This is a genomic window from Dysosmobacter sp. HCP28S3_G4, assembly GCF_052065175.1.
In the GTDB taxonomy this organism is placed as follows: Bacteria; Bacillota; Clostridia; order Oscillospirales; family Oscillospiraceae; genus Oscillibacter.
Genome location: NZ_JBQHUP010000002.1, coordinates 1 through 21,249, shown reverse-complemented (window position 1 = coordinate 21,249; position 21,249 = coordinate 1). Strand labels below are relative to the sequence as shown.

Below are 21,249 nucleotides of genomic sequence, written 5' to 3'. Positions count from 1 at the left end.
CTCGATCACTCGCCTCCTTGATTGCAGGACTGTTTTTCCTCGCGTACAGCTTCGCAGATGTCCCCAATATCGCAATCAAGGTAATCGCAGATGCGCAGTAAAATAGGAAGAGCGACTTCCTCACCCTTATTGAGCTTGCTCATCGTACCGGCAGCGATGCCGACCTCTTTACGCAAAGTCACTTTCGATATGTCTCTCTGGATAAGCAGTACCCACAGTTTCTTATAACTTATCTTCATGTCAACGCTCCTTGTTTTCCGAGATGCAGCGAGGATATAAAAACACATTATAATTATAGCGGAAACACTCGAAAGCCGCAACAGGTTCTTTTGCGTATTTACAAAAAAAATTCAAGTTCTTGGAGCTTTAGACCAAAAACAAAACCCGAGTGCCATTCACTCACTCAGGTCTGACCATTGGGGCTGAATAAGCCGTCCTCTTTTGAATACTGCCTTTGTATAAAAGTCGAGGGACATGACCAAATCGTAGCCGTTGATATGGTCAAAGAAAGAGATGTCATCCGCCATCTGAATGATCTTTTTCAGAAAGCCCATCGCCGCACTGCAATTAAAAAAATAGTTGACGGATATGTGGCTGAAATGTTCTTCGATCTCAATATCCACCTCATAAGCATTGGACAGGTCTATGGCCGCTTTGATAAAAGCCTTGGCCTGCTTTTCACGCTGCGGCAAGGCGAGGTAAGAGACACCGCTGTAAATCTCTTTCATGATTTCCTCAAACGACGGAGCATGACTGCTATCGGTGAAGTTTGTCATCTCTGGCTCGATTTCCTCTATTGGTTCTTTGCAAAACTGTTTCTTATAAATTATCTCTCCCATCTTTTCTTTCTCCCAAATTGATGATTGTAAGTCCTTTCTTGGTTGCGCGTTGGAGTGTTTTTGCTGCACCTCCCCAGTCATGGGTCACATAGCAGATTGCGTATGTGGAGTTATCTACGAGGTAGCGGTTCCTTGCCGGGATGGCAGCTTTGAAATGGTACTTCTCGAAGCCTTCTGGATAGATCGTAGCGTCAAAATATTTTGGCTCAGCGATATTGAAGGTCAGGTAGGGGATGACAAGATAGTTCTTAATTTGCGGGTAACTCTTTTTCAGGTCGTAGACAATCCTTGCGCACATCCAGTCAAACCCGCCCATGCCTCCGTTTAGGAAATCGGTCACGCCCAATGCAATGATTTTTTCTATTTCCCTTCGGACTTCTTCGGTCTGGACACCGTAGCATTCTTTATGACCGATGAAGGTTGCAGTTTGCTCTTTGCCCATTCCAAAATGCACTCCTTTATAAAAAAGAATAGCACAATCCCACGGGCAAATCAACGCTAATGGAGAGGGTATCTTCCGTATAGAATCTGTATGAGGAAGAGTGCTGCGCCTATACTATCAGTGTATATTTCACGCTGACAGGAGGTGCTGTGATGAAGCTTGAATCCATCGGCAAAAACATCCGCAAATACCGACTGATGAAGAAGCTTCGTCAAGAGGACCTTGCGGAAAAAGCTGATTTAAGCATTAACTATGTAGGTGCGATAGAGCGGGGTGAAAAGACACCTTCTCTTGAATCCCTGATTGCAATAATCAATGCTCTCGGCGTTTCGGCGGACATGATCCTTGCGGATGTCCTTGATAACGGATATGTTGTGAAAGATTCGCTTCTTGCTCAAAAGCTGGACAAACTTTCTGCGGAGGATCGTTCTCGAATTTATGATGTAATTGACACGCTGATCAGACACGCAAAATAAGTCATGCCTATACAAAAGACAAAAGGCTCACCGAAATCCTATGAAGTGGTTCGGTGAGCCTTTTTCTGCTTATTCGAGTTCGCCGCTCCGAGATTTTTCTTGTTCCTTGGTCACAGATGGACTGAGGAAATCATCCACATTTGCCTTCATGGTATCGATCAAGCGCATCTCCTTTTTCAGTTTGGTTCTCTCATCGTAGAGCCGCTGCTGGCTTTCCGTGAGCTGTTGTTGTTCAGCTTGCAGGGACTTTAAGCTCGGCAATTTCCCATCTCCCTGCATGGCAAGCAGGGTGCTCTTTGCCGCCTCATAGATAACAAGCTCGGCTTCATGTTTGGCTCGAAACGCCGGTTTGTCTGCCGCCTTCATATAGGCATCATAAACCGGCTTGAGACGCTGGTAGTTCGAGATGTTTTTGATAAGCGGCTGGACTTCGCGCAGTCTGGCTTCAACGCTTTTCAACTCATCGCCGGTTCGGGCATAGGAGCTGTGAATGTCCTCGGCCTTCTTCTCAAGATCGGCATATTGCAGGAGGTTGTTTTCGGTGAGATAGTTGAGCGTCCGCGCAGCTTCTTTGAGAATGGTGAGCTTCGCCTTGTGCTCGTAGCCTTTGCTGCCGATGAGCTGGATGCGCTCCTGAATGTCGCTGATGAGGGAGATACCACGGCGAGAGGGCTGCATTTGACGCTTACGGCTCCCGCGCCCCTGAATACGCTCTTTGATCCGGTCCTCGGTGTAGTTGTCGCCAATCGTTTTTGCACGGGTAAAACGCTCCTGACCCTCAGCTCTAAAGGAGATGTATTTGCCGGGTTTGATTTCATATCCGGCCTCCTGCATAAGCTTCAAAAATTCATCCCAGTCCTTCGCTGTGATAACACAGCGGTCGATGGTCTGCTTTAGCTTTTGCTTCCAGCTCGTGCCGCGTTTGGCCTCCGTGTATTCCTTGTAGTCCATGCCCTTACTCTGCGAGGGCGGAATCACGGAAAGCCCATGCTCCTTGCAGATTTCGTCACTGAGCTGGCGCATTTCCCGGTAGGTGCGCCGGTTGCTTCGGTAGGCATGATAGTCCACAAAGTTGACGGCGTTGAAGATGATGTGATTATGGCAATGCCCCTTGTCGATGTGGGTAGCAATCACATACTCATACTTGCCTTTCAGCCATTCGTCGGCGAATTGCTTGCCGATCTCATGTGCCTGTTCCGGAGTGACTTCTCCGACATCAAAAGATTGAATCAGGTGCCGGGCAATTACCTTCGGCATCTGCATTCCCTGTTGGACAGCGAGATTGCGCGTCCACTCAAATTCTTTTGCCGCAGCATCGCTGGCAGCACATCCGAAAGAGGAAACATAGAGCTGGTCATCCGTCTTCTTCGGATCAAGGATGTAGGCAAGCGCCTTGTTTACAGTTCCCCGGATTGGCTTGATTTTAGTAATTGCCATATTTCCTTTTGCCTCTCTTTCAGCTCAGTGACATCATCCTCGTAGAGATTTCCCTTTGAGTTGATGCGGCGGCAAATCTGATTGATATTTGACGCAGCACGGCTGACAGCGGCAGCGAGCTTCTTCTGCTGAGTGTAGTCCACCTTGATGATATAGCCGTCAATCGCCATCTTGCGGAGATAGGCTCCCATGTTTTTAGTTCCGAGCTGCGCCATTTTAGCCTTTATGATTCTTTTTTCGTCATCAGATACGAAGAAGAGTATCTGATTTGGCCGTGTTCTGTTTGCCATAGGCCATCCGTCCTTTCGTAAAGTTAGAGGGTTTGGGAGACATCCCAACAAGCATATTGAAGAGTAAGGGCAGGGTTCCTTTACTCGAAAATCGCCGTGTGTATATACACCGGCTGTGCTTGCTATTCTCTCAAAATCGTATTCTCGGTGCTTCTCCCCGTAAAAATCCCCTTCACTTTACAACGGACATTTTTTGAGCAAATTAGCGGTATGGACAAGAAAAAAGGCACTCGAAAGCGCCTTTCCTCATGCTTGTGCAGCTTATTTCTTTCTTCCTTTTCCGCGTTTCTCATAGTCCTCGTCGATCCGGCTCTTCCAATCCGCACTGAGCGGGGCGCTGCTACGGACGGCGGAGATCGCCTCGCTCAACACCTCATAGTTGAGCTGCGTTCCCTCGCTGTCAGAGTTGTAGTTGACGGCGCGGTCTGCTCCGATCCCGAAGTGCCGTGCTGTTTCCACTGCGTCGATGTTTGCACCGAGGAACAGGAACTCCCAGCCAAACTTTGCCTTCTGCCGCTGGATCATTTGCTTCACACGGTCACTGCTGTAAAACCGGCTCGCATTCTCCATCCCGTCTGTGGTGATGATAAACAGTGTATGCTCCGGGACATCCTCCGATCTGGCATACTTATGAACTTTCCCGATGTGATGAATTGCGCCACCAATGGCATCCAGAAGAGCAGTGCAGCCGCGAACGGTATAGTCCCTGTCCGTCATCGGCTGAATATCCCGGATGTTTACCCGGTCATGGATTACCTCGATCTCATTATCGAAGAGAACAGTGGAGACGAGTGCTTCGCCGTCCTGCTTCTTTTGCTTGGCGATCATTGAGTTAAAGCCGCCGATGGTGTCGGCTTCCAGTCCACACATTGAGCCGCTGCGGTCAAGGATAAAGACGATTTCGGTTAAGTTCTTTTTCATGATGATTCCTCCCATATAGAAAAACCGGACTGCTTTTGCTTACAGTCACAGTATAGGAGAAATCGTCTTCGGTTTGGTCGCATGGAAAGCGACATTCAAAACATATCACGGAACAGTTCATTCTCGATGTCGGCAACATCATCCAGAGGAATTTTTGTGCCGTCTGTGAGCATCATCCAGCGTTCAAACTCGTTTATTTTTTTAAGGTTTCCGCCCTTAGTCACATACGCTCCGCCGGACTTTTTTGCGTCCGGGATGAAGTAGGTAACGGTCAGAGTGGGATGGTCGCCGAGCCTTTCCATGAGGATCTGCTGCTTCCTGTCCAGTGTTTCCTTTTCCTCTTCGCTGAGGTCAACCTTATCATTTGTGAGCCGTGCGGTTTCATGAATTGCGTCATCATATCCGGTGAGAGCGGCAAACGGCGAGAACTGTGCAGCCCTGTCCAGCATCGGCATCTGCGGCCTCTTCGATGAGACATGGTGCGGAAGATTGATGATGTCTTTGTATTCATCACTCATGCCTTGTGTCCTCCGATCTGCGCGTTCCGGTCTTTCGCGGTTGCGCCTTCCTCAAGGTTCATCCCTTTGAGAATGGCGTTCTTTCCAAACTTCTTTTTGATAGTGAGCATGGCTTGCTGTACCCGCTTTTCTTTCGCAAGCTCTTCATCTTCCTGCTTCCGCTTGGCATCTAACGCCGCATAATCAGTGAAGAGGTCAAGCTGCTCGTAATCTCCGTTTGCTGAGGGGGCAGAGGCTTCATCAATCACATGGGTTGCCGTGACATTCAGCCGCCGGATAAGCAGATTCTTGTCTGTGATCCGGTCAAAGAGTTCACCGGCTGAATCCATAATCCGTTTTGTGGAAGATGTGTACCGCCCCAGATTGATTGTACCGTGAGAATGCTTCGGTATCTGCCGCCCGTAATGGTCTTTTACTATATCGCCGTGATACTTCTTACGGCGCTCCGGGTCGGTCAGGTTCTCAATGTCATAGCCTATCGTGACAACAAGCTGGTCGGTGACAAAGCCCTTGCTCACTAAATCCATTGAAAGGTTATCCGCCATTTCCCGGAGAACGAGACGCGCCTTGTCTGCCTCATAAGGCTGGTGTAGTACCTGTCCCGATCCCAAGCTGTTGCTTTCCGGTTTGTACGCCTTGACTGCCTCAACGGTGCAAGGCTCCCAGCCCCAAGCATGGTCAATCAGCAGCTCCGCGTTCTTGCCGAAGAGCTTGTAAAGCAAGTCTTCATCTGTGATGGAGCGGCGGGCGACATCGCCCATCGTGAACATTCCATTTTCCTCAAGCCTTTTGGCGTACCCTTTGCCCACACGCCAGAAGTCAGTGAGGGGCTGGTGTGACCAAAGCGTTTTCCGGTAGCTCATCTCATCCAGCTCGGCAATACGGACTCCGTTCTTATCTGCCGGAATGTGCTTGGCGACAATATCCATCGCCACTTTGCAGAGATAGAGGTTTGTGCCAATCCCAGCGGTCGCCGTGATGCCAGTGGTCGAGAGGACATCCAGTATGATCTTCATGGCAAGGTCATGGGGAGACAGGCCGTAGGTGGCGAGGTAGTCCGTGACATCCATGAACACTTCGTCGATGGAATAGACGATGATGTCCTCCGGCGCAACATACTTCATGTAAACCTGATAGATACGGGTGCTGTACTCCATGTAGTACGCCATGCGCGGCGGCGCAATGATGAAGTCAATGGCAAGGGAAGGGTTCTCTTGCAGCTCGGAGAAGAGATACGACGAGCCTTCCAGCTTTCGCCCCGGCGCGTCGTGCTGCCGTCCGGTGTTTGCTTCCTTGACACGCTGTTTGACTTCAAACAGCCTTCCGCGCCCGGAGATGCCATAGCTCTTGAGCGAGGGCGTGACCGCAAGGCAGATGGTCTTATCCGTCCGGCTTTCGTCCGCTACAACAAGGTTTGTGTCGAGCGGGTCTAAGCCGCGCTCACGGCACTCAACCGAAGCATAAAAGCTTTTCAGGTCGATTGCGATATAGGTGCGCTGTTTCATGCTTCGGTTTCCTCCTTTCAGCGGTATCAGCTTTGCTTGGCTTTTCTCTTTATCTTGGGCGCAGTTGCATCATAGCTCATATCCAGCAGCATCTTGATCCGTTCATCCGGCACACTGCCGTCTAAGGCGACTGAGACCCAGTTTGCTTTGCTCATGTGGTAGGCTGGGAAGATTCCGGGTTCTTTCCGCAGCGAGCCGATGAGGATGGGGTCGCATTTGAGGTTCACCACATCAAGGGCATCTGTGCCCTCTAACCCCAGTTTGTCTTTAGGCACATCCATCACGACTGCAAACCACTTGCGGTTGTTTGAATGCCGGAACACACAGAAGAGCGGATGCTTTACAAAGAGATATTCCTCATCAACGCCGTATTCATCTGAGATATACTGTATAAACTGCTCTCGATTCATTGCTCTGTGTTCCTCCATTTTGACTTAGGATGATATGATACCTTTGTCCATGAGCACTTTTATCTCAGGGGCAGTTTTCTGTAATTCACCCATTACAAGCCGTAGGTACAGCAATAAGCTCTCTATGTCCGTTCTATCAAGAGTGACGGACAGGTAGTTGGCTGTCAACCCATCGTGCCAGAATGAGATTTTCCACTCCATATCAATATCTACAATTTCGCAACCTGGCCTCACATAAAGGACTTTGGGATTAAGCCGTACATCTTGCTTGGGGGTGAGAACGAAGTTAAAGTCAGGCTCCATACAGTTGAACTCAGTTGGAGCGTCAAGGCGGTCATTCAGCAGATCGTCCAGCGATTTTGCAAGGTCTTCAATCTCACGGGCAAGGAAAACTTCACCATCGTTTTCACAATAATTAAGCCACTTGTCGGCTACAAATGAAAAATCAGTTTTGCACCATACCGAAAGCCAGTCTTCTTCGGATGTTTTTCGGTAATTCTTGATCCGCATTGACAGTCTGATGCCGCTCAAATCGAGCTTTAGCCACATAGTTTCACCTCTTCCTCGCGTTCTTGTTTGGCTCAAGCCCAAACGAACTGATTTCATTCATTGGTTACAAACACCATATCGCCCTGATGGTAAATTTCCAATACACATTCGCAATGCTGTCGATTTGACAAAAGAAAGCCGTTGTACTTTGTTATGTGATCTCCGTAGGTTTCCTCCAGGACAGAGAAGCCGAACTGCTCATATCTGCTGACGAAGTCATTCAAAAACATCTTTTCGCCGGTGAAAGTGCCGGTGTTTCCAGTAGCGCCGAGAAGATAGGCAAAACTCCATTTCCACTGAACATCATAAAATTCCACATATCCGTCCAGTTGGCAATATGGAGGGGTAGTCTTCACCATGCCAGATTGGGTTCGCAGCGTCAATTTATTCCCCTCAGCTTTCAGCGCGATAACATTCATATCGTGCAAGCTATATGGAACGCAAATGTTCTCACGATGCAATCTTACCACAACTCTGCCCCTCCTTACGCTCCGAGCAGGCTCTGGTCAAAGGCAAAAAGCGCCTCGTTGATCTCGAAGATGTTGTAATTTCCGTGCTCAATGAAAAATTCGATGATGATGTCAAACTTGTTGGAGTGCGAAAGGGCAAAGCCCGCCTTCATGAGCATTTCTTTGGTTTCATCCAGCGGCAGCTCCAAGGCAATCGCAAAGGCGAGCGCGGTGGGCTTCGACGGCTTATATAGCTTGTCTGAGCGAATCTTCGAGAAGAGCTTGCGGTCGATGTTCGCTTTCTTATAGCACTGCGCATCAGTCATGCCTTTCTCGTCAATTTTCCGAAGCAGCATTTCCGAAAAGCTTTCGTCAATCTGCGCAAGGGCGTCATCCAGCGTTTTTGCACTCGCTGCCATTGGAGCAAGCGGAACACCGAATATCTCTTCTTCCGGCTCATCCGAAAGCATCTGCATCCGGCGCAACTGCTCTGAACGGCTGTCGGTATGCTCGTCTACATAGTTATCGTCTATGTATGCGGCGATGTCAGAAAACAGCTTCTCGCCAATCTGATATGCCTTGCGGTCAAAGATTACGATATAGACCGTCATGTCGTTTTCCAGAAGAAAGTCGCTGATCGTGTCTATGGCAACCTTCAACGCCTGGTCTTTCGGGTAGCCGTAGATACCCGACGAGATCAGCGGAAAGGCAACCGTCTCACAGCCGTGTTCCTTCGCCAGTGCCAAAGAAGTGCGATAGCAGGAGACAAGGTTTTCCCGTTCTCCATGCTTGCCGTCCCGCCAGCGCGGCCCGACGGCATGGATCACATACTTGCAGGGCAGCCTATATCCCTTTGTGATTTTCGCGCTGCCGGTTTCGCAGCCGCCCAGCGTCTTGCACTCGGCAAGTAGCTCCGGTCCTGCAGCTCGGTGGATGCAGCCGTCAACACCGCCGCCTCCCAGAAGGGAACTGTTCGCCGCGTTGACGATAGCATCCACCTTCATCTTTGTGATGTCGTTTCGTACAATTTGGAGAGGCACAATACCACCAGCCTTTCATTTTTCAAACTCAGAGAATACATAGCTTTTCTGGATCATAGCTCTGTGTGTCGAAGATTTGCCGTATTGTCAACCCGGAAAGAGAAAAACCGGCAATTCTGGAAACAAGAGCTTCCTTCTCATCAAAAGGGCATATTGTTTCTAAGAGAGTGTGTTCCGTATCATCACACAAATGCCAAAATCCTGAATGGTTCGTGATGGAATACTGTCTGCCGCCATAGGCAAACTCGATTTCTCGTCCATTTCTCAAATAATCAGCAAGTTCGTTGAAGACAATATTATTCACGGATTCACGCCTCCCTCAACAGGCCCTTATTCTTCCGCCTCTAAGATACCAAAATCAATCAGGATGTTCTTATCCGCATTCGGCGGATATACAATGCCAGTCATCTCATACTGATAGCGCCGTACCTTCCGAAAATCTTTGACCGGCTCCGGTGCATAGGCCGCTGTTTCGCATCGCTCATATTCCGGCATACCGGCAAGGTCATCCGCAGCCGCTTTAATCAAAGCATCGGTCACTTCGTCAATGTTCTTTCCGGTTTCAACGGCAACCAGCTCATGTTTCTTAATGTCCTTGTCAAGATCGCCAAAAGAGCGGTAGAGAATGTATTTCATGAATCCTGTTCCTCCGTTTTCTTTTCTTCGTCCAGCACCTTTTCGAGAAGAGCGGTCAGCGTCGCGCAAAGTTTCTCTACACTCAATGCTTTCTCATCGCCCTGCCGCATCAAGTAGCTGATTGCAGCCTTGAAGGCCGTTGTCCTGTCCACTTTGGTTTCGTTGTCAAACCGGTCAAGGATTTCCTTGATCAACAGGGCAATAGCCTCATCCTCCGGAGACAACTCCGGTATATCGAACATGGAGGCCAGCTCTTCATCCTCCATGAGCGTTTCGTATTTCAGATAGGCTTCATGTTCCTCTGACATCAGCTCTTGAAAATAATTGATCATGATGTGGAAACGGTAGCCCCCATCTTTTTCGGGCGTAATGCAAAGGTAGTGCGCTTTTTCGCCGATGTCCTTTACAAAGGCCATATCCTCGGCATCATCAAATTCCAGCATTTTCAGATAGAGGTCAATGTGCGCGTCCCAGTGCTCGTAGTCCACAACGCCGCGAATCCTGCCGTGGTGCCTCTTTGCATAGTCATCACACAGTTTGAGCAGATATTCATAGTTTTCCTTATCCTCCGGCACAATGACCTTCGGGATCGCATCCATCTTCTTTGTGAACTCTTCCATAAAGCCGCCGGGGGCAAAGGCTCGTTCAAAGACAGCCCTCGCACGGCCATCCTTTTCTGCAATCTCATAATTGCGTTCAAATACGGTATTTTCCATTACTTATTTCTCCATACAAATCTCATTATCTCTAACTAACTCAGTTTATCGGCAGCGGAATGTTCAACAGGAACATCGCAGCTAATGCCAAAATCCAAGGGAGAAAAATGACAGGCAGAAGCAGGATCGCCTTATGATTCTCATAATGGTATTCTTCCACCGAAAACAGCTTATCAGGATTGTCTAAATAGTATAGATACAGATAAACAGGCGGTCTGGTCGGTTCTTTGAAGTAGGCATGATATTCCCGCTCTTTACCCTGTATTTCGTACCGGTAGGTGGCACTCCAATCATACTTCCCAACTTCGCCTTTTGGATGCTTTTTAACAAGAGCAGCTTTAACCACATGATCCTTGCCTCGCGCAATATCCCGTTTGCGCTCCCAGCTCAAACGGGATGATATTTTGCCATAGAGTGGAATTGCGATTATATACCCGCCAATCAGAATTGCGAATACAATTCCCCACTTTATCCAGTTGATGGGATCATCGGAAAATACGCCTGTTAGCGCCTCCGTTATGCTCACCATTACACCTCCCCACATAACGCCGCAAAATGGCTATGAGCCAAATCTTCAAGATAACTGAAAATTTCGCAGTAGATTCAGGGATAGGATATTCAGATACAGGAAGCCCATCTCTGAAATAAAGTCAACATCAATTTCAATAAACCGTTCCCGAAGCTGGTTGTAGACAAGCCTCATCAAATCCAGCTCAGGCGGCATATCAAACAAATCCAGCTCGCGGATTGCTTTCTCTGCATCCGCCCATGTTTCTGCCGTCTCGACCTTCGCGCTGGTCATCACTGCTGTCAAAATCTCACTCACAAGCAGCTTGCCGTCCCTCTGGTCGATCTCATCCCTAAATTGTGCGAGGCTTTCTTTTTTGTCCTCAAGGGGGATGATGTCGCAATTATCATCGCATTCCAGCGCGATGATTTCTGCAATCATTTCCCGCCAGACAGCATAACCGGCGTTGATCATGCCATCTTCCTCGTTGGTCTTCGCGTAATTTTCACAGTATTCGTCATAGAAGCTCTTCCCGTCCAGTTCATGGTGAACGCAGTAGATATGCGCCAGCTCATGCAGAAAGATGTGGAGCAGTTCAACCGGATGATAGGGTATGTCCGTGCGGAGCAGGATGCCGTCCTTGCCACCGTTATCCATCCCGATAAAAGAGGACGCCCGGAAGTCAAAGTAGCCTTCCTCCTGATACCGGTCGTTCAGCCGGTAAGGGAAATACTTGGAGCAAAACTGCTCAAAGATTTCTTCCTGATCCTCAGTCATGAAACAAGTAAGGATGATGTTATCCCCGGAGAAGTCTGCATCCATCTTGTCGTTAAAAATCTCTATGGCACGGGCAAGATAGGAGTCATAGTTCAAATCGTTCGTCGCCTCCATCGTAAAGTCGTTATTTCAGGAAGTCGCTCTTATGCTCAATACGCCGGAGGTCATATCCGGTTTCCGCCAAGTGGGCGATTTTCAATGCTACAAGGTTAATGTCCGTTTCCATCGCCCGTGCGATCTGTTCGGATGTATAACCATAGTCATAGATGTACTCAAGAATCTCATCGGTGTCGAGCAGGATTTCTGCGGCAACGATGTTCGCCTCATACTCCGGCTTTGTGGTCATGTCATATAACATGAACTCCTGTATTGCGCTTCCTTTTGCCAGATTGCGGTGCAACTGGTCATGCCCAAGCTCGTGAGCGCAGACAATCCGCTGCATCTGACCGCTCAGGTTTTCGTTTATGAAGATAAAACGGCTGCGCTTGATCACCCGATACATCCCTTTCAGAGGGCCGAAGTCCTCACAGAACAGGACTTCGATACCAAGCTGCCGTGCTATGCTAAACGGATCTCGCGTCCCGCAGCGCTTTACAAGTCTGCTGCCGACCTTCGAGAGATTTTCAGCATTCATCGTCTCACCTCCCGCTGATGGGGACATCGCAAACAGCGAATAACCTTACTGTTCGCTTGTCCCCTTACGGTATTTCTTTGGAGTGTATTTCTTGTTCTTCTCTTTGGCAATCCAATAGGCTTCGTTCAGCGCCTTCATCGCGCCATCGAGCGCTTCGTCACTGAGCCGACCACCAGCGAACATACCGGTCACTTCACTGACAAGCTCGTCTATATCTCTGGCCGCTTTAGAGCCGCCCTGTTCATGAGCTGCTACTACCAGCAAACCGTTTTGACCCAGAAGGTATTCCGGCGTAGTATTCAACACTTTTGCCAGCTTCTCCACAATATCGAGCTTTGTCGGTCTGCGGTTGCCAAGCTCATAGTTCTGGATGGTTCTCGGTGTCACAGATACTTTTTCGGCGAGCTGCACTTGCGTAAGGTTCGCTTCCAACCTTTTCTCTTTCAGCTTATCCTTGAAACTCATAAGGCACCTCTTTCTAAAAACTTTTCTGAACACGAACAGAAATTTCGTCAAAAGCATTGACGCGAAAACACTGTTCATGCTATGCTGTAATCAACGCGAACGCCTCGTTCGTGATTATGATACCACACGAACAGTGTGTGTGTCAACAGAAATAGACGAGTTATGCGCGGTTTTGCGTAACTTTCAGGACAATAGGAGGTAGGCTATGACGAACACACATTGCCGTAAGGCTTATGTTTCGGTCAACTTGGATGTTGACGAAGAAGGAGTATGTCATCCTCGGTTCATCCGATGGGAAAACGGCCTGATCTTTCAGATTGACCAAATCCTGTACAAATGCCGTGCCGCCTCCAAGAAGGTAGGCGGTGGGGGCATCCGTTATACTGTGATGATCCGTGGAAGGGAATCTTATCTCTTCCAAGAAGGCAACAAATGGTTTGTAGAAGCGAAGGAGGGAGCGAGATGATTTTATCACACAAGGAAATTGAAGAGATCGCGGTGGCGGTCACCAAGGACTTCAACGAGTTCTTTTTCGGCCCTGATACCGATGGGGCGCGTTTGCCTCGCGGTACGCCGATTGACCAGTTTGCCAGCGAATATCTCGGCCTCAATGTCTCTTTTGCAGACCTGTCTGCCGATGGAAGCATCTGTGGACTGACGGCTTATGCAGATACCGAGTACATTATTGAGAAAGACGGGATGCAATATTCCATCCCGCTGCACCGCAATCAGGTCTTGATGGATGCGAGCTTTATTCAGCCTTTCCAGATACGAAAGCTCTGCGGGAAGCGCCGTTTCACGCTTGCCCATGAGTGCGCCCATCAAATCCTGTTTCAGATGGAGACGGATAAAATCAGGGAAGCCTGTCGGCGGAAATACTCTGCCCGGACAGCCTATTCGCTGCGGGAACTGAAAACCCGTGAAGACTGGAATGAGTGGCAAGCCAATGTCTTAGGGGCGGCGATCCTGATGCCCCAGCGGGAAATTGACCTTGCCGTTGCGTATTATGCCAGAGGCAGGAAGCTCATCAGCTACGATGGAACCTATGCCTATTGGGATAAGGTCGCCCTTGATAGAATCTGCCAGCAGTTCGGCGTTTCCAAGACAGCCGCAGTCATCCGGCTGAAACAGCTCGGCCACTTAGAAACCCGGCCATACAGTGAGTATAAAGATCCGTTGGAGGTGTGGGCATGAAGAAAAACATCCGTGTCTCAGAGCCTTCACCGGAGATGCAGGAGAAAATCCGCAGGGCGCGAAGCGCCATTGTCAACCAAAAGATGCGCATGGTGAAATGCCCATATTGTGGGCATAACGCTATCGCCGTATTCGAGGATTCCCGTGGACACATACAGGCCAAATGCAAAGCCTGTGGCCGGGAAACCGTATTTGATGTGATCAACATGAGACGGTTATTCCTCCACCTTCACAGAAGGTAAGGAGATAACAAATACAATTCAATATTTTATAGCTGTGCTGTGGAGCCGCTGATTGGTGAGTCTTCCTAATGCCGCATGAACAGAGTTTTCTAAGCTCTGTTTTATCGGTATGGGAAGATCAACTCACCGTCATGCGGCTCTTTTTAAGTCTTGTCCATCCGCTGCTTCGAGCCAGCGGAAAGGACAAGACAATGAAAAGAATCCCCAAAACACCAGTTGAGTTCGACTACGACCTTTGGACTACCGAGGACGGCAAGTGCATGGTGCGCGTGAAGGCCACCGGCGAGACTACGGAGGTTGACCGCGAGGTCATGAAGATGCTCCGCAATGAGGAAAAGAAGCTCCGGCGCTCCTATGATACCGGTGGATCGTCTGTCAGCGAAGACGGAGAAGAAACACAACCTTCCGCTGTACTGTCGCTGGACGCTGTGCCGGAGGATGATGTAAAGGCATCTGCATGGCTGGAGTCACCGGAAAAGATGGAGGAAGACATTATCACCGGCTTGCTCGAACAGAAATTTATCCGCAGCCTGACGCAGCCGCAGCTTGATGTGTACATGAATTGTATGCGCGGCAACACGAGTATGCTGTCGTATGCCAAGCGGAACGGCCTTTCGTTTTCCACTGTCAAAGACACACGGGATGCGATCCGAAAAAAATTCAAAAAAATTTTTTGAGAGACCCGCTAATTTGCTCAAAAAATGTCCGTTGTAAAGTGAAGGGGTCAATCAAGACCAGCTTCACAGTACCTTGAAAACAGAATATCCAGTGCTGCGGATCTTTCCTCTTTTCTCGAAGCGACTTGCCTTCTGCCGCCAAGACCTTCCTACGGGAAGTGAGCGATCAACAGAGAGGCTAAACTGCCGTGTGGTGCGGCTGTTCGCCATGATGGAGAAGTTGGGTATAATGATACTTCCGTCCCCGGGTTGCCGGGGGCGGCTCGGAGCGTTCCTCGGAGGGGTGAGAGTCCCATGATACCGATTAACCGTTGGTAGTCCGTAGCATTCCCAGAGCCGCAAGGCTCTTCCGGCAGGGGCGCGAGCTGCAAATATGCCGGAACACGAAACAAACCAATTAGCTACATTCAGCATACAAGTTTTCAGGATGAAAACTATGTGGCGGAGTGTCCCCAACAGGTGCTCCGCCATATCCTTTTGTCCTGAATACAGTTCATATCATCCGGGAGGTGTTTGCAATATGATGAGTATAGAAACCATGAGAAGCGTCAATCCGAGGACGGTTGACCGCAGTACCCTTGTCCAACGGGACAGCATCCGGCTTGAGCCTTCGGCTCCGCAGAACGACCGGCTGCGGGATTTCATCCAGCAGATCAAAAATCCATATTGTTATCTGGACGGAAAGACCGTTGTGAAGATTAGCTTCTCGAAGACAGACACCACCTTGGAGGACTGTCTGGAACATTATCTGAGAGGGCTTTGATTATGAACAAACTGAATCTTTTCACCCGGTTCTATGGACAAGCGATTGAGCCTGTGATACAATGAAGTCAGGTCAAAAAAGAATACACGGACTAAGCCGCTGCCCTTGAGGGTCATGTGGCTTTGTCTTGTTTTCTCATAGTAAGAAGCAGAAGCCTTCGTCTTTCTGATTTGTGTATCACACCAAACAGAAAACGGAGGTTATTTTTATGTCCAAGAAAGTTTACCGGACAGCGATTTACTGCCGCTTGTCCCGTGAGGATGGAGACAAAATCGAAAGCAACTCCATCGTAAGCCAGCGCGCCATCTGCGAGGACTACATCGCAAGGCATGACGATCTGGAAATTGTCTGCGAGCCGTTCATTGACGATGGGTACAGCGGCGTTTCCTTCAATCGTCCGAACTTCAAGAAGCTCGAAGACGCGATCCGCAAGGGTGCGATTGACTGCATCGTGGTCAAAGACCTCAGCCGCTTTTCGAGAAACTACATTGACGGCGGACGGTATCTGGAAAAGATATTCCCGCAGCTTGGCATCCGCTTTATCGCGGTCAACGATGCTTACGACAGCCTCACCGGCGATCCGCAGTCGGATTCCTTTGTCATCCCGTTCAAAAACCTCATCAACGATTCCTACTGCAAGGATATTTCCATGAAAATCCGTTCCAGCTTGGAAGTCAAGCAGAAGAACGGCGAGTTTGTCGGGGCGTTCGCGCCTTATGGCTACAAGAAATCGCCGGAGAATAAAAACCAGCTCATCGTCGATGAGGCCGTCAGCGAGTATGTGCAGATGATCTTTGCTATGTATAAGGACGGCTTCTCCATCGGTCGCATTGCCGCAAGGCTGAATCAGATGGGTGTGCTTTCCCCAATGGAATATAAGCATTCGGCTGGGGTGAAGTTCGATACCGTCTTCAAGACCGGCGACACTGCAAAGTGGACTTACAAAGCTGTCCAGCGCATCCTCACCAATGAGGTCTATATCGGTGTCCTTGCCCAAGGCAAGCGCGGCACGCCAAACTACAAGGTGCGCGTTGTGCAGCCGAAGGATGAAACCGAGTGGGTTAAAGTTGAGGGAGCGCACGAAGCGCTTGTCTCCTATGAGGACTTCATGGCAGTCAAGACCATGATGAAGCGGGATATGCGCTGCTCGCCGGATCAGGATGAGGCGCACCTGTTTTCAGGCTTCCTGTTCTGTGGGGACTGCCAGCAGTCCATGACGCGCAAGACTGTCCCGTCGAAGACGAAGAAGTACATCTACTATGTCTGTTCGACGAATAAGCATAACCGGACCTGCAGCCCACACAGCATCAGCGCAAAAGAGGTTGAGAAAAAGGTATTCCGTGCCATCCACGACCAAATTGAGCTTGTGGTCAATCTGGAAAAAGCACTTGAGATGATCGAGCGGCTTCCTTCTCAAAACCGCAAGGCGTTCAACTATGAAGCGCAGATTGCAAAGCTCGAAGAAGAGATTGAGCGCTATCAGAAGCTCAAACTCCGGCTGTATGAAGACCTTTCAGACGGGATCATCGACAAGTCGGAATACTTTGAGTTCCGCAACAGCTACACCAAAATCATTGAGGAAAAGCAGGAAGCCCTTCTCCGCGTGAAGAAAGAAATGAAGCAGTCGGTCACAACTGGGGCTACGGAACGGAATTGGGTCACACTCTTCAAGCAGTATGAAAACATTGAAGAACTGAACCGCCGCGTCCTCATGGCGCTGGTTGACCGCATCCTGATTTATGAGAATCACGCGATAGAGATTGTCTTCAAGTACAAAGACGAATATCAGCAGACACTTGAATATGTTCTCGGTTATGCCGACGAACTTGCCATTGCCGGATAAAGGAGGGATGAGCGCATGGCACGAAAAAGCAGAAAACTCGCAGCGGCAGAGCAGGTCTGCGAAGCAGCACCGCTGCAAATCTTCCCGACGGCCATTTATGCCCGTCTCTCTGTGGAGAACAGCGGCAAGTCTGAAAAGGTGGATGTCATCACCAATCAGATAGAGATATGCAAGTCCTATATTGCAGGGTGTCCTTACCTCGATCTCGTCGATGTCTATGTGGATAATGGACGGACGGGGACGGTTTTCGACAGGCCGGAGTTTAACCGGCTGATGACCGACATCAAGAGCGGAAGGATAAAATGCCTTGTAGTCCGCGATCTCAGCCGCTTTGGCCGTGACTACATAGAAACCGGCACCTACCTTGAGCGTATCTTCCCGCAGATTGGCTTGCGGTTTATCGCCATCAAGGAGCATTATGATAACTTCGATACAGACGGCTCAAACGAGGGCCTGATGATCCCGCTGCAAAACATGATCAACGCCCTGTACTCGAAGGATATTTCCCGGAAAGTCTCCACCGCCCTGAAAGCGCAGATGGAGCAAGGGACTTTCCAGAAACGCAATCTCCCGTATGGCTATCGGTGGAATGAAGACCATACAAACATGGTCATCGACGAAGAGACGGCGCAGTATGTGCGGCTCATGTTCCAGTGGAAAATCGAGGGCTGGTCAATCCCGATGATCCTTAACGAGCTTGACCGGCTGGGTGCGCCAAATACGGAGCTGCGGAAACGCCAGAACGGAACCCGCAAAGGCGACGGCTGCTCCTGCAAAGGCTGGTACAGTTCAACGCTGTACGGCATCCTGAGCAATCCGCATTATGTGGGTGATACCGTCCTTGGCCGCTCCATGAAGGCGATCTACAAGGGTATCAAATCCCATAATGTCAAGGACAAAGACAAGTGGATTGTGTTCCCGAACACACACGAAGCGCTTATTTCCCGTGAAGAGTTCCAGAAGGTGCAGGACATCCTCCAAGCGGCTTCTGAGGCTCGCCAGACGAGTATGCAGAAAACCGAGGAAATCCGGGCAACGCTCGTAAACCTCTTCGAGGGGAAAATCGTCTGCGCTGATTGCGGGAAGAAGATGTACTTCCACCGCAAACGGATCGACAAGGACAAGCGGAAGCGCTGGTATGCCTTCTATGAATGCAGTACCTCAGTAGGTCGGCGCTATGAGCATTGTACTTCCCATTATACGAGGCAGGACACGCTTGAAGCCAATGTGCTTGCAGCAATCCAGCTTCAAGTCGAAGCAGCGCTTGACTATGACAAGCTGCTGGATAAGCTCAGGGGCAGCGAGGGCGAGAAAAACATCCGCGATCAACAGAATGCTCTCATTACAAGCCTGAATCTGCGGCTCAACGGCGTTTCTAAGAAGCGGACACGCCTCTACGAGGATTATGCCGAGGGGCTTCTGGATGAAACGGAATACTCCTTTGCCAAGAAGAGCTATGACGAACAATACGCTGACCTGTCCCGCCGTCTGGACGAGGCAGTACAGCGCCGGAGCAAGTTCGACGAAGCTATGTCGGTCGATAACAAGTGGATTACCTTGATGAAATCCGTCAGCACAGCAACGCAGCTCTCTCAGGATTTAGTAGACGAGGCTGTTGAATTGGTCAAAGTCCATGAGGGCGGCGCTGTGGAACTGGTCATGAAGTACGGTGACATCTACGAGCTGACCATTCAGAGTATCAAAGAAGTTCAGGAGGCGATGTAAATGAACAAAGACTACACAATCGGCATCTACATCCGCCTCTCTATGGCTGATGAAGATACCGGAAACGGAAGCAAGGCCGAGAGTGACAGCATCGGCAACCAGCGTATGCTCATCAACCGCTACCTTGACAACCATCCGACGCTTTCCAAATATCCGAGGCTTGAGTTCGCGGATGATGGCTATACCGGGACAAATTTTCATCGTCCTCAGTTCTCGGCGATGATGGAGAAAGTCCGGCACGGGGAGATCAACCTGATCTGCGTCAAAGATTTTTCCCGCTTTTCTCGTGATTACATCGAGACGGGCAATTATCTCGAATGCACTTTCCCGTTCATGGGCGTTCGCTTTATCTCCATCAACGACGGCTATGACAGCGACGATTACAAGGGAACAACCGGTGGCCTTGAGGTTGTCATGCGCAGCATCATCTATGCCGCATACAGCAAGGATCTTTCTGTCAAAACGACAACCGCGAAAATCCAGATGATGAAGCAAGGCAAGTATGTGGGCGGCTACGCTCCTTACGGCTATGTGCTTCATCCCGAAATCCGCAACAAGCTCAAGCTTGACCCGGAGGCCGCAGAGGTCGTGCGCAGGGTCTTTAACGAAGCCCTTAAAGGACGGAATACCTCACAGATTGCCCTTGGCCTGAACGATGATAACATCCCTACGCCCGGGCAATATTTCAAAGGCAAACATCCTGACAAGAAAAAGTATAGCCGCATGAGCGAAAAGATAAGCTGGACGGCCTCTATGGTCTACAAGATCCTAACGAGTTATGTTTACACTGGGGCAACGGTCGGCCACAAGCGAAAATCCGGCGGCGTAGGTTCTCGGAAAACTATTTCTCAAAAGAAAGAGGACTGGATCATCGTCGAAGGGATGCACGAAGCGATTGTCAGCAAGGAAGAGTTTGAGCTGGCTCAGGCAGTCATCCGGGGTGGCGAGAAGAATCCCAAAAGGAATCTGCGCTATTATCCCCTCAAAGGTCTTGTGTGCTGCGGAAACTGCAAACGCGCCCTTACCCGGCGAAAGCTCCGAAATGAGGGCGGATATTTCTATCAGTGTACTCACTCAACACATGACCGCGATACGGAGTGCCCCGTTGGTGAAAAATACAGCGAGTCATGGCTTGAGAACGCGGCTTACAAAGCGATTGGGCAAATGCTCACACTGGTCGAAAAGAAAGCCGTCAAAGAACATGAGATCAGCAAGCGGAGAAAATCTGCTATCTCAGAATGTGCCGATACAATCCGCGATCTGCAAAAGCAGTCTGAACAGCTCAAGGGAGTAAAGCTCCGGCTGTATGAGAAGTACACTTTGACCAGCATCACAAAGGCGGAATATCTCAAGCGAAAAGCGGAGGTGGACGCCAAGATAGCCGAAAATGAAGAAGCAATCCGGCAAGGCCATGAGCGGATGCAGGAGCTTGATTCTGAGCATCCCTGTTCCGATGAGAGGCTTGACAAGGTGGTCGGCGATTTCCAGAAATGCGAAGGGCTTACTTACGAGCTTGCCCATGCGCTGATCTCTGTTATCTATGTTCATGGACAGAACAACATCGAAATCGTCTGGAAGTTCAAAGACATCTTTGAGAAAGCAGAAATCAAATAGGCTGAATGTTACAAGCCGTTCACGGGTGGTCATCCGCCTATGAACGGCTTGTAAAATCTCAAAAATTTTTTAGTTCCTACTTGACACAAGAAGACCTCTCCCGGCTGGGCCGAAACTACATTGAGGTGGGCAAGCTCACAGAGGAATTTTTTCCGCTCAACGATGTGCGGTTGGTGGCTGTGTCCGATGGCGTGGACAGCGACGAGGGCGAGGACGGAGACCATCCCAAATTTTGTGTAAACCTCCGATGTGGTGTAGAATAGAAGCACCACATCGGAGGTATTACATATGGCCAGAAAGAATCGTACCCCAGAAGAAAATGCACGTCGGGAAAAAATCAGAGAACTGCTGCAGATGGCAAACATCGGCAGCATGGATGACATTCAGAGCCTGTTTAAGGAGGCAATCTCAGAATTCATGGAGAATGGCCTGGAGGCAGAGCTGGATGATGAACTGGGCTACAGCAAGTATGACTACAAGAACAAGGACACGGACAACAGCCGCAACGGTCACAGTCATAAAACACTGCGGACCAGCTTTGGAGATGTAGCGGTATCGGTGCCTCGAGACCGAAAAGGC

The 21,249-nt window shown here is 49.6% G+C and carries 29 protein-coding genes and 1 pseudogene; 11 read left to right on the top strand and 19 right to left on the bottom strand.

Going from position 1 to position 21,249, the window contains the following annotated elements:
- Positions 1-5: 5 nt before the first annotated feature.
- From ACTNBU_RS00985 to ACTNBU_RS00975, 3 genes are all read right to left on the bottom strand, one after another.
- Positions 6-239, bottom strand: a complete 234-nt coding sequence (locus ACTNBU_RS00985; protein ID WP_441029846.1) for a helix-turn-helix domain-containing protein — start codon at positions 237-239, stop codon at positions 6-8.
- A gap of 156 nt (positions 240-395) precedes the next feature.
- On the bottom strand, positions 396-839 hold the full coding sequence (locus tag ACTNBU_RS00980; RefSeq protein ID WP_441029844.1) for a hypothetical protein: 444 nt from the start codon (positions 837-839) through the stop codon (positions 396-398).
- Positions 820-1,281, bottom strand: coding sequence for an SLOG family protein (locus ACTNBU_RS00975; RefSeq protein ID WP_441029842.1), 462 nt, complete (start codon positions 1,279-1,281; stop codon positions 820-822). Before ACTNBU_RS00975 ends, ACTNBU_RS00980 begins: the two co-directional genes overlap by 20 nt.
- Before the next feature lie 152 nt (positions 1,282-1,433).
- Between ACTNBU_RS00975 and ACTNBU_RS00970 the strand changes: the two genes are divergently transcribed.
- Positions 1,434-1,757, top strand: a complete 324-nt coding sequence (locus tag ACTNBU_RS00970) for a helix-turn-helix domain-containing protein (protein ID WP_441029840.1) — start codon at positions 1,434-1,436, stop codon at positions 1,755-1,757.
- Positions 1,758-1,826: 69 nt separating this feature from the next.
- Here the strand turns inward: ACTNBU_RS00970 and ACTNBU_RS00965 are convergent, their stop codons facing one another.
- The 16 genes from ACTNBU_RS00965 to ACTNBU_RS00890 form a co-directional block, all read right to left on the bottom strand.
- Positions 1,827-3,194, bottom strand: coding sequence for a relaxase/mobilization nuclease domain-containing protein (locus ACTNBU_RS00965; protein WP_441029838.1), 1,368 nt, complete (start codon positions 3,192-3,194; stop codon positions 1,827-1,829).
- Complete coding sequence (locus ACTNBU_RS00960) at positions 3,155-3,484, bottom strand: plasmid mobilization protein (protein ID WP_441029836.1); 330 nt, start codon at positions 3,482-3,484, stop codon at positions 3,155-3,157. Before ACTNBU_RS00960 ends, ACTNBU_RS00965 begins: the two co-directional genes overlap by 40 nt.
- A gap of 261 nt (positions 3,485-3,745) precedes the next feature.
- On the bottom strand, positions 3,746-4,405 hold the full coding sequence (locus ACTNBU_RS00955; RefSeq protein WP_441029834.1) for a vWA domain-containing protein: 660 nt from the start codon (positions 4,403-4,405) through the stop codon (positions 3,746-3,748).
- 95 nt (positions 4,406-4,500) lie between these two features.
- Positions 4,501-4,923, bottom strand: coding sequence for a hypothetical protein (locus ACTNBU_RS00950; RefSeq protein WP_441029832.1), 423 nt, complete (start codon positions 4,921-4,923; stop codon positions 4,501-4,503).
- Positions 4,920-6,428, bottom strand: coding sequence for a Y-family DNA polymerase (locus ACTNBU_RS00945; protein WP_441029830.1), 1,509 nt, complete (start codon positions 6,426-6,428; stop codon positions 4,920-4,922). The genes ACTNBU_RS00950 and ACTNBU_RS00945 overlap by 4 nt, the downstream gene beginning before the upstream one ends.
- Positions 6,429-6,454: 26 nt before the next feature.
- Positions 6,455-6,838, bottom strand: a complete 384-nt coding sequence (locus tag ACTNBU_RS00940) for an MmcQ/YjbR family DNA-binding protein (protein WP_441029828.1) — start codon at positions 6,836-6,838, stop codon at positions 6,455-6,457.
- A gap of 24 nt (positions 6,839-6,862) precedes the next feature.
- The gene (locus ACTNBU_RS00935) at positions 6,863-7,387 is read right to left on the bottom strand and encodes a WapI family immunity protein (protein ID WP_441029826.1); all 525 of its coding nucleotides are present in this window, start codon (positions 7,385-7,387) and stop codon (positions 6,863-6,865) included.
- A gap of 53 nt (positions 7,388-7,440) precedes the next feature.
- Entirely contained in the window at positions 7,441-7,806 is a 366-nt protein-coding gene (locus ACTNBU_RS00930; RefSeq protein ID WP_441029824.1) for a hypothetical protein, read from the bottom strand.
- Between the two features lie 65 nt (positions 7,807-7,871).
- Positions 7,872-8,876 (bottom strand): O-acetyl-ADP-ribose deacetylase, encoded by a 1,005-nt coding sequence (locus ACTNBU_RS00925; RefSeq protein ID WP_441029822.1) that lies wholly within the window; start codon positions 8,874-8,876, stop codon positions 7,872-7,874.
- 28 nt (positions 8,877-8,904) lie between these two features.
- The gene (locus tag ACTNBU_RS00920) at positions 8,905-9,180 is read right to left on the bottom strand and encodes a hypothetical protein (protein WP_441029820.1); all 276 of its coding nucleotides are present in this window, start codon (positions 9,178-9,180) and stop codon (positions 8,905-8,907) included.
- A 26-nt stretch (positions 9,181-9,206) separates the two neighbouring features.
- Positions 9,207-9,512 (bottom strand): carboxylate--amine ligase, encoded by a 306-nt coding sequence (locus tag ACTNBU_RS00915; RefSeq protein WP_441029818.1) that lies wholly within the window; start codon positions 9,510-9,512, stop codon positions 9,207-9,209.
- Entirely contained in the window at positions 9,509-10,228 is a 720-nt protein-coding gene (locus ACTNBU_RS00910) for a hypothetical protein (RefSeq protein ID WP_441029816.1), read from the bottom strand. The genes ACTNBU_RS00915 and ACTNBU_RS00910 overlap by 4 nt, the downstream gene beginning before the upstream one ends.
- 40 nt (positions 10,229-10,268) lie before the next feature.
- Complete coding sequence (locus ACTNBU_RS00905) at positions 10,269-10,754, bottom strand: hypothetical protein (protein WP_441029814.1); 486 nt, start codon at positions 10,752-10,754, stop codon at positions 10,269-10,271.
- Positions 10,755-10,802: 48 nt separating this feature from the next.
- Complete coding sequence (locus ACTNBU_RS00900; RefSeq protein ID WP_441029812.1) at positions 10,803-11,627, bottom strand: hypothetical protein; 825 nt, start codon at positions 11,625-11,627, stop codon at positions 10,803-10,805.
- A 10-nt stretch (positions 11,628-11,637) separates the two neighbouring features.
- On the bottom strand, positions 11,638-12,147 hold the full coding sequence (locus ACTNBU_RS00895; protein ID WP_441029810.1) for an ImmA/IrrE family metallo-endopeptidase: 510 nt from the start codon (positions 12,145-12,147) through the stop codon (positions 11,638-11,640).
- A 45-nt stretch (positions 12,148-12,192) separates the two neighbouring features.
- A complete protein-coding gene (locus tag ACTNBU_RS00890; protein ID WP_441029808.1) occupies positions 12,193-12,612 on the bottom strand; it encodes a helix-turn-helix transcriptional regulator in 420 nt (139 codons plus the stop codon).
- Positions 12,613-12,817: 205 nt separating this feature from the next.
- Between ACTNBU_RS00890 and ACTNBU_RS00885 the strand changes: the two genes are divergently transcribed.
- The 10 genes and pseudogenes from ACTNBU_RS00885 to ACTNBU_RS00840 all read left to right on the top strand — a co-directional run.
- Positions 12,818-13,078, top strand: coding sequence for a hypothetical protein (locus ACTNBU_RS00885; protein WP_069432491.1), 261 nt, complete (start codon positions 12,818-12,820; stop codon positions 13,076-13,078).
- Positions 13,075-13,806 carry an ImmA/IrrE family metallo-endopeptidase gene (locus tag ACTNBU_RS00880; protein ID WP_441029806.1) on the top strand — a complete coding sequence of 244 codons (732 nt, stop codon included), beginning with the start codon at positions 13,075-13,077 and terminating at the stop codon, positions 13,804-13,806. The genes ACTNBU_RS00885 and ACTNBU_RS00880 overlap by 4 nt, the downstream gene beginning before the upstream one ends.
- Positions 13,803-14,048 (top strand): hypothetical protein, encoded by a 246-nt coding sequence (locus tag ACTNBU_RS00875; RefSeq protein WP_441029804.1) that lies wholly within the window; start codon positions 13,803-13,805, stop codon positions 14,046-14,048. Before ACTNBU_RS00880 ends, ACTNBU_RS00875 begins: the two co-directional genes overlap by 4 nt.
- A 68-nt stretch (positions 14,049-14,116) precedes the next feature.
- Positions 14,117-14,725, top strand: coding sequence for a hypothetical protein (locus tag ACTNBU_RS00870; protein ID WP_441029802.1), 609 nt, complete (start codon positions 14,117-14,119; stop codon positions 14,723-14,725).
- Positions 14,726-15,245: 520 nt separating this feature from the next.
- On the top strand, positions 15,246-15,488 hold the full coding sequence (locus ACTNBU_RS00865) for a DUF6870 family protein (RefSeq protein ID WP_441029800.1): 243 nt from the start codon (positions 15,246-15,248) through the stop codon (positions 15,486-15,488).
- 208 nt (positions 15,489-15,696) lie between these two features.
- Positions 15,697-17,331 carry a recombinase family protein gene (locus tag ACTNBU_RS00860; protein WP_441029798.1) on the top strand — a complete coding sequence of 545 codons (1,635 nt, stop codon included), beginning with the start codon at positions 15,697-15,699 and terminating at the stop codon, positions 17,329-17,331.
- A gap of 15 nt (positions 17,332-17,346) precedes the next feature.
- Positions 17,347-19,056 (top strand): recombinase family protein, encoded by a 1,710-nt coding sequence (locus tag ACTNBU_RS00855; protein WP_441029796.1) that lies wholly within the window; start codon positions 17,347-17,349, stop codon positions 19,054-19,056.
- Entirely contained in the window at positions 19,057-20,670 is a 1,614-nt protein-coding gene (locus tag ACTNBU_RS00850; RefSeq protein ID WP_441029794.1) for a recombinase family protein, read from the top strand. It abuts the gene before it with no gap.
- A gap of 5 nt (positions 20,671-20,675) precedes the next feature.
- Positions 20,676-20,885: pseudogene (locus ACTNBU_RS00845) on the top strand (hypothetical protein); the annotation flags it as partial.
- A 73-nt stretch (positions 20,886-20,958) separates the two neighbouring features.
- On the top strand, positions 20,959-21,249 hold a 291-nt coding region (locus ACTNBU_RS00840; protein ID WP_441029792.1), incomplete at its 3' end, for a transposase.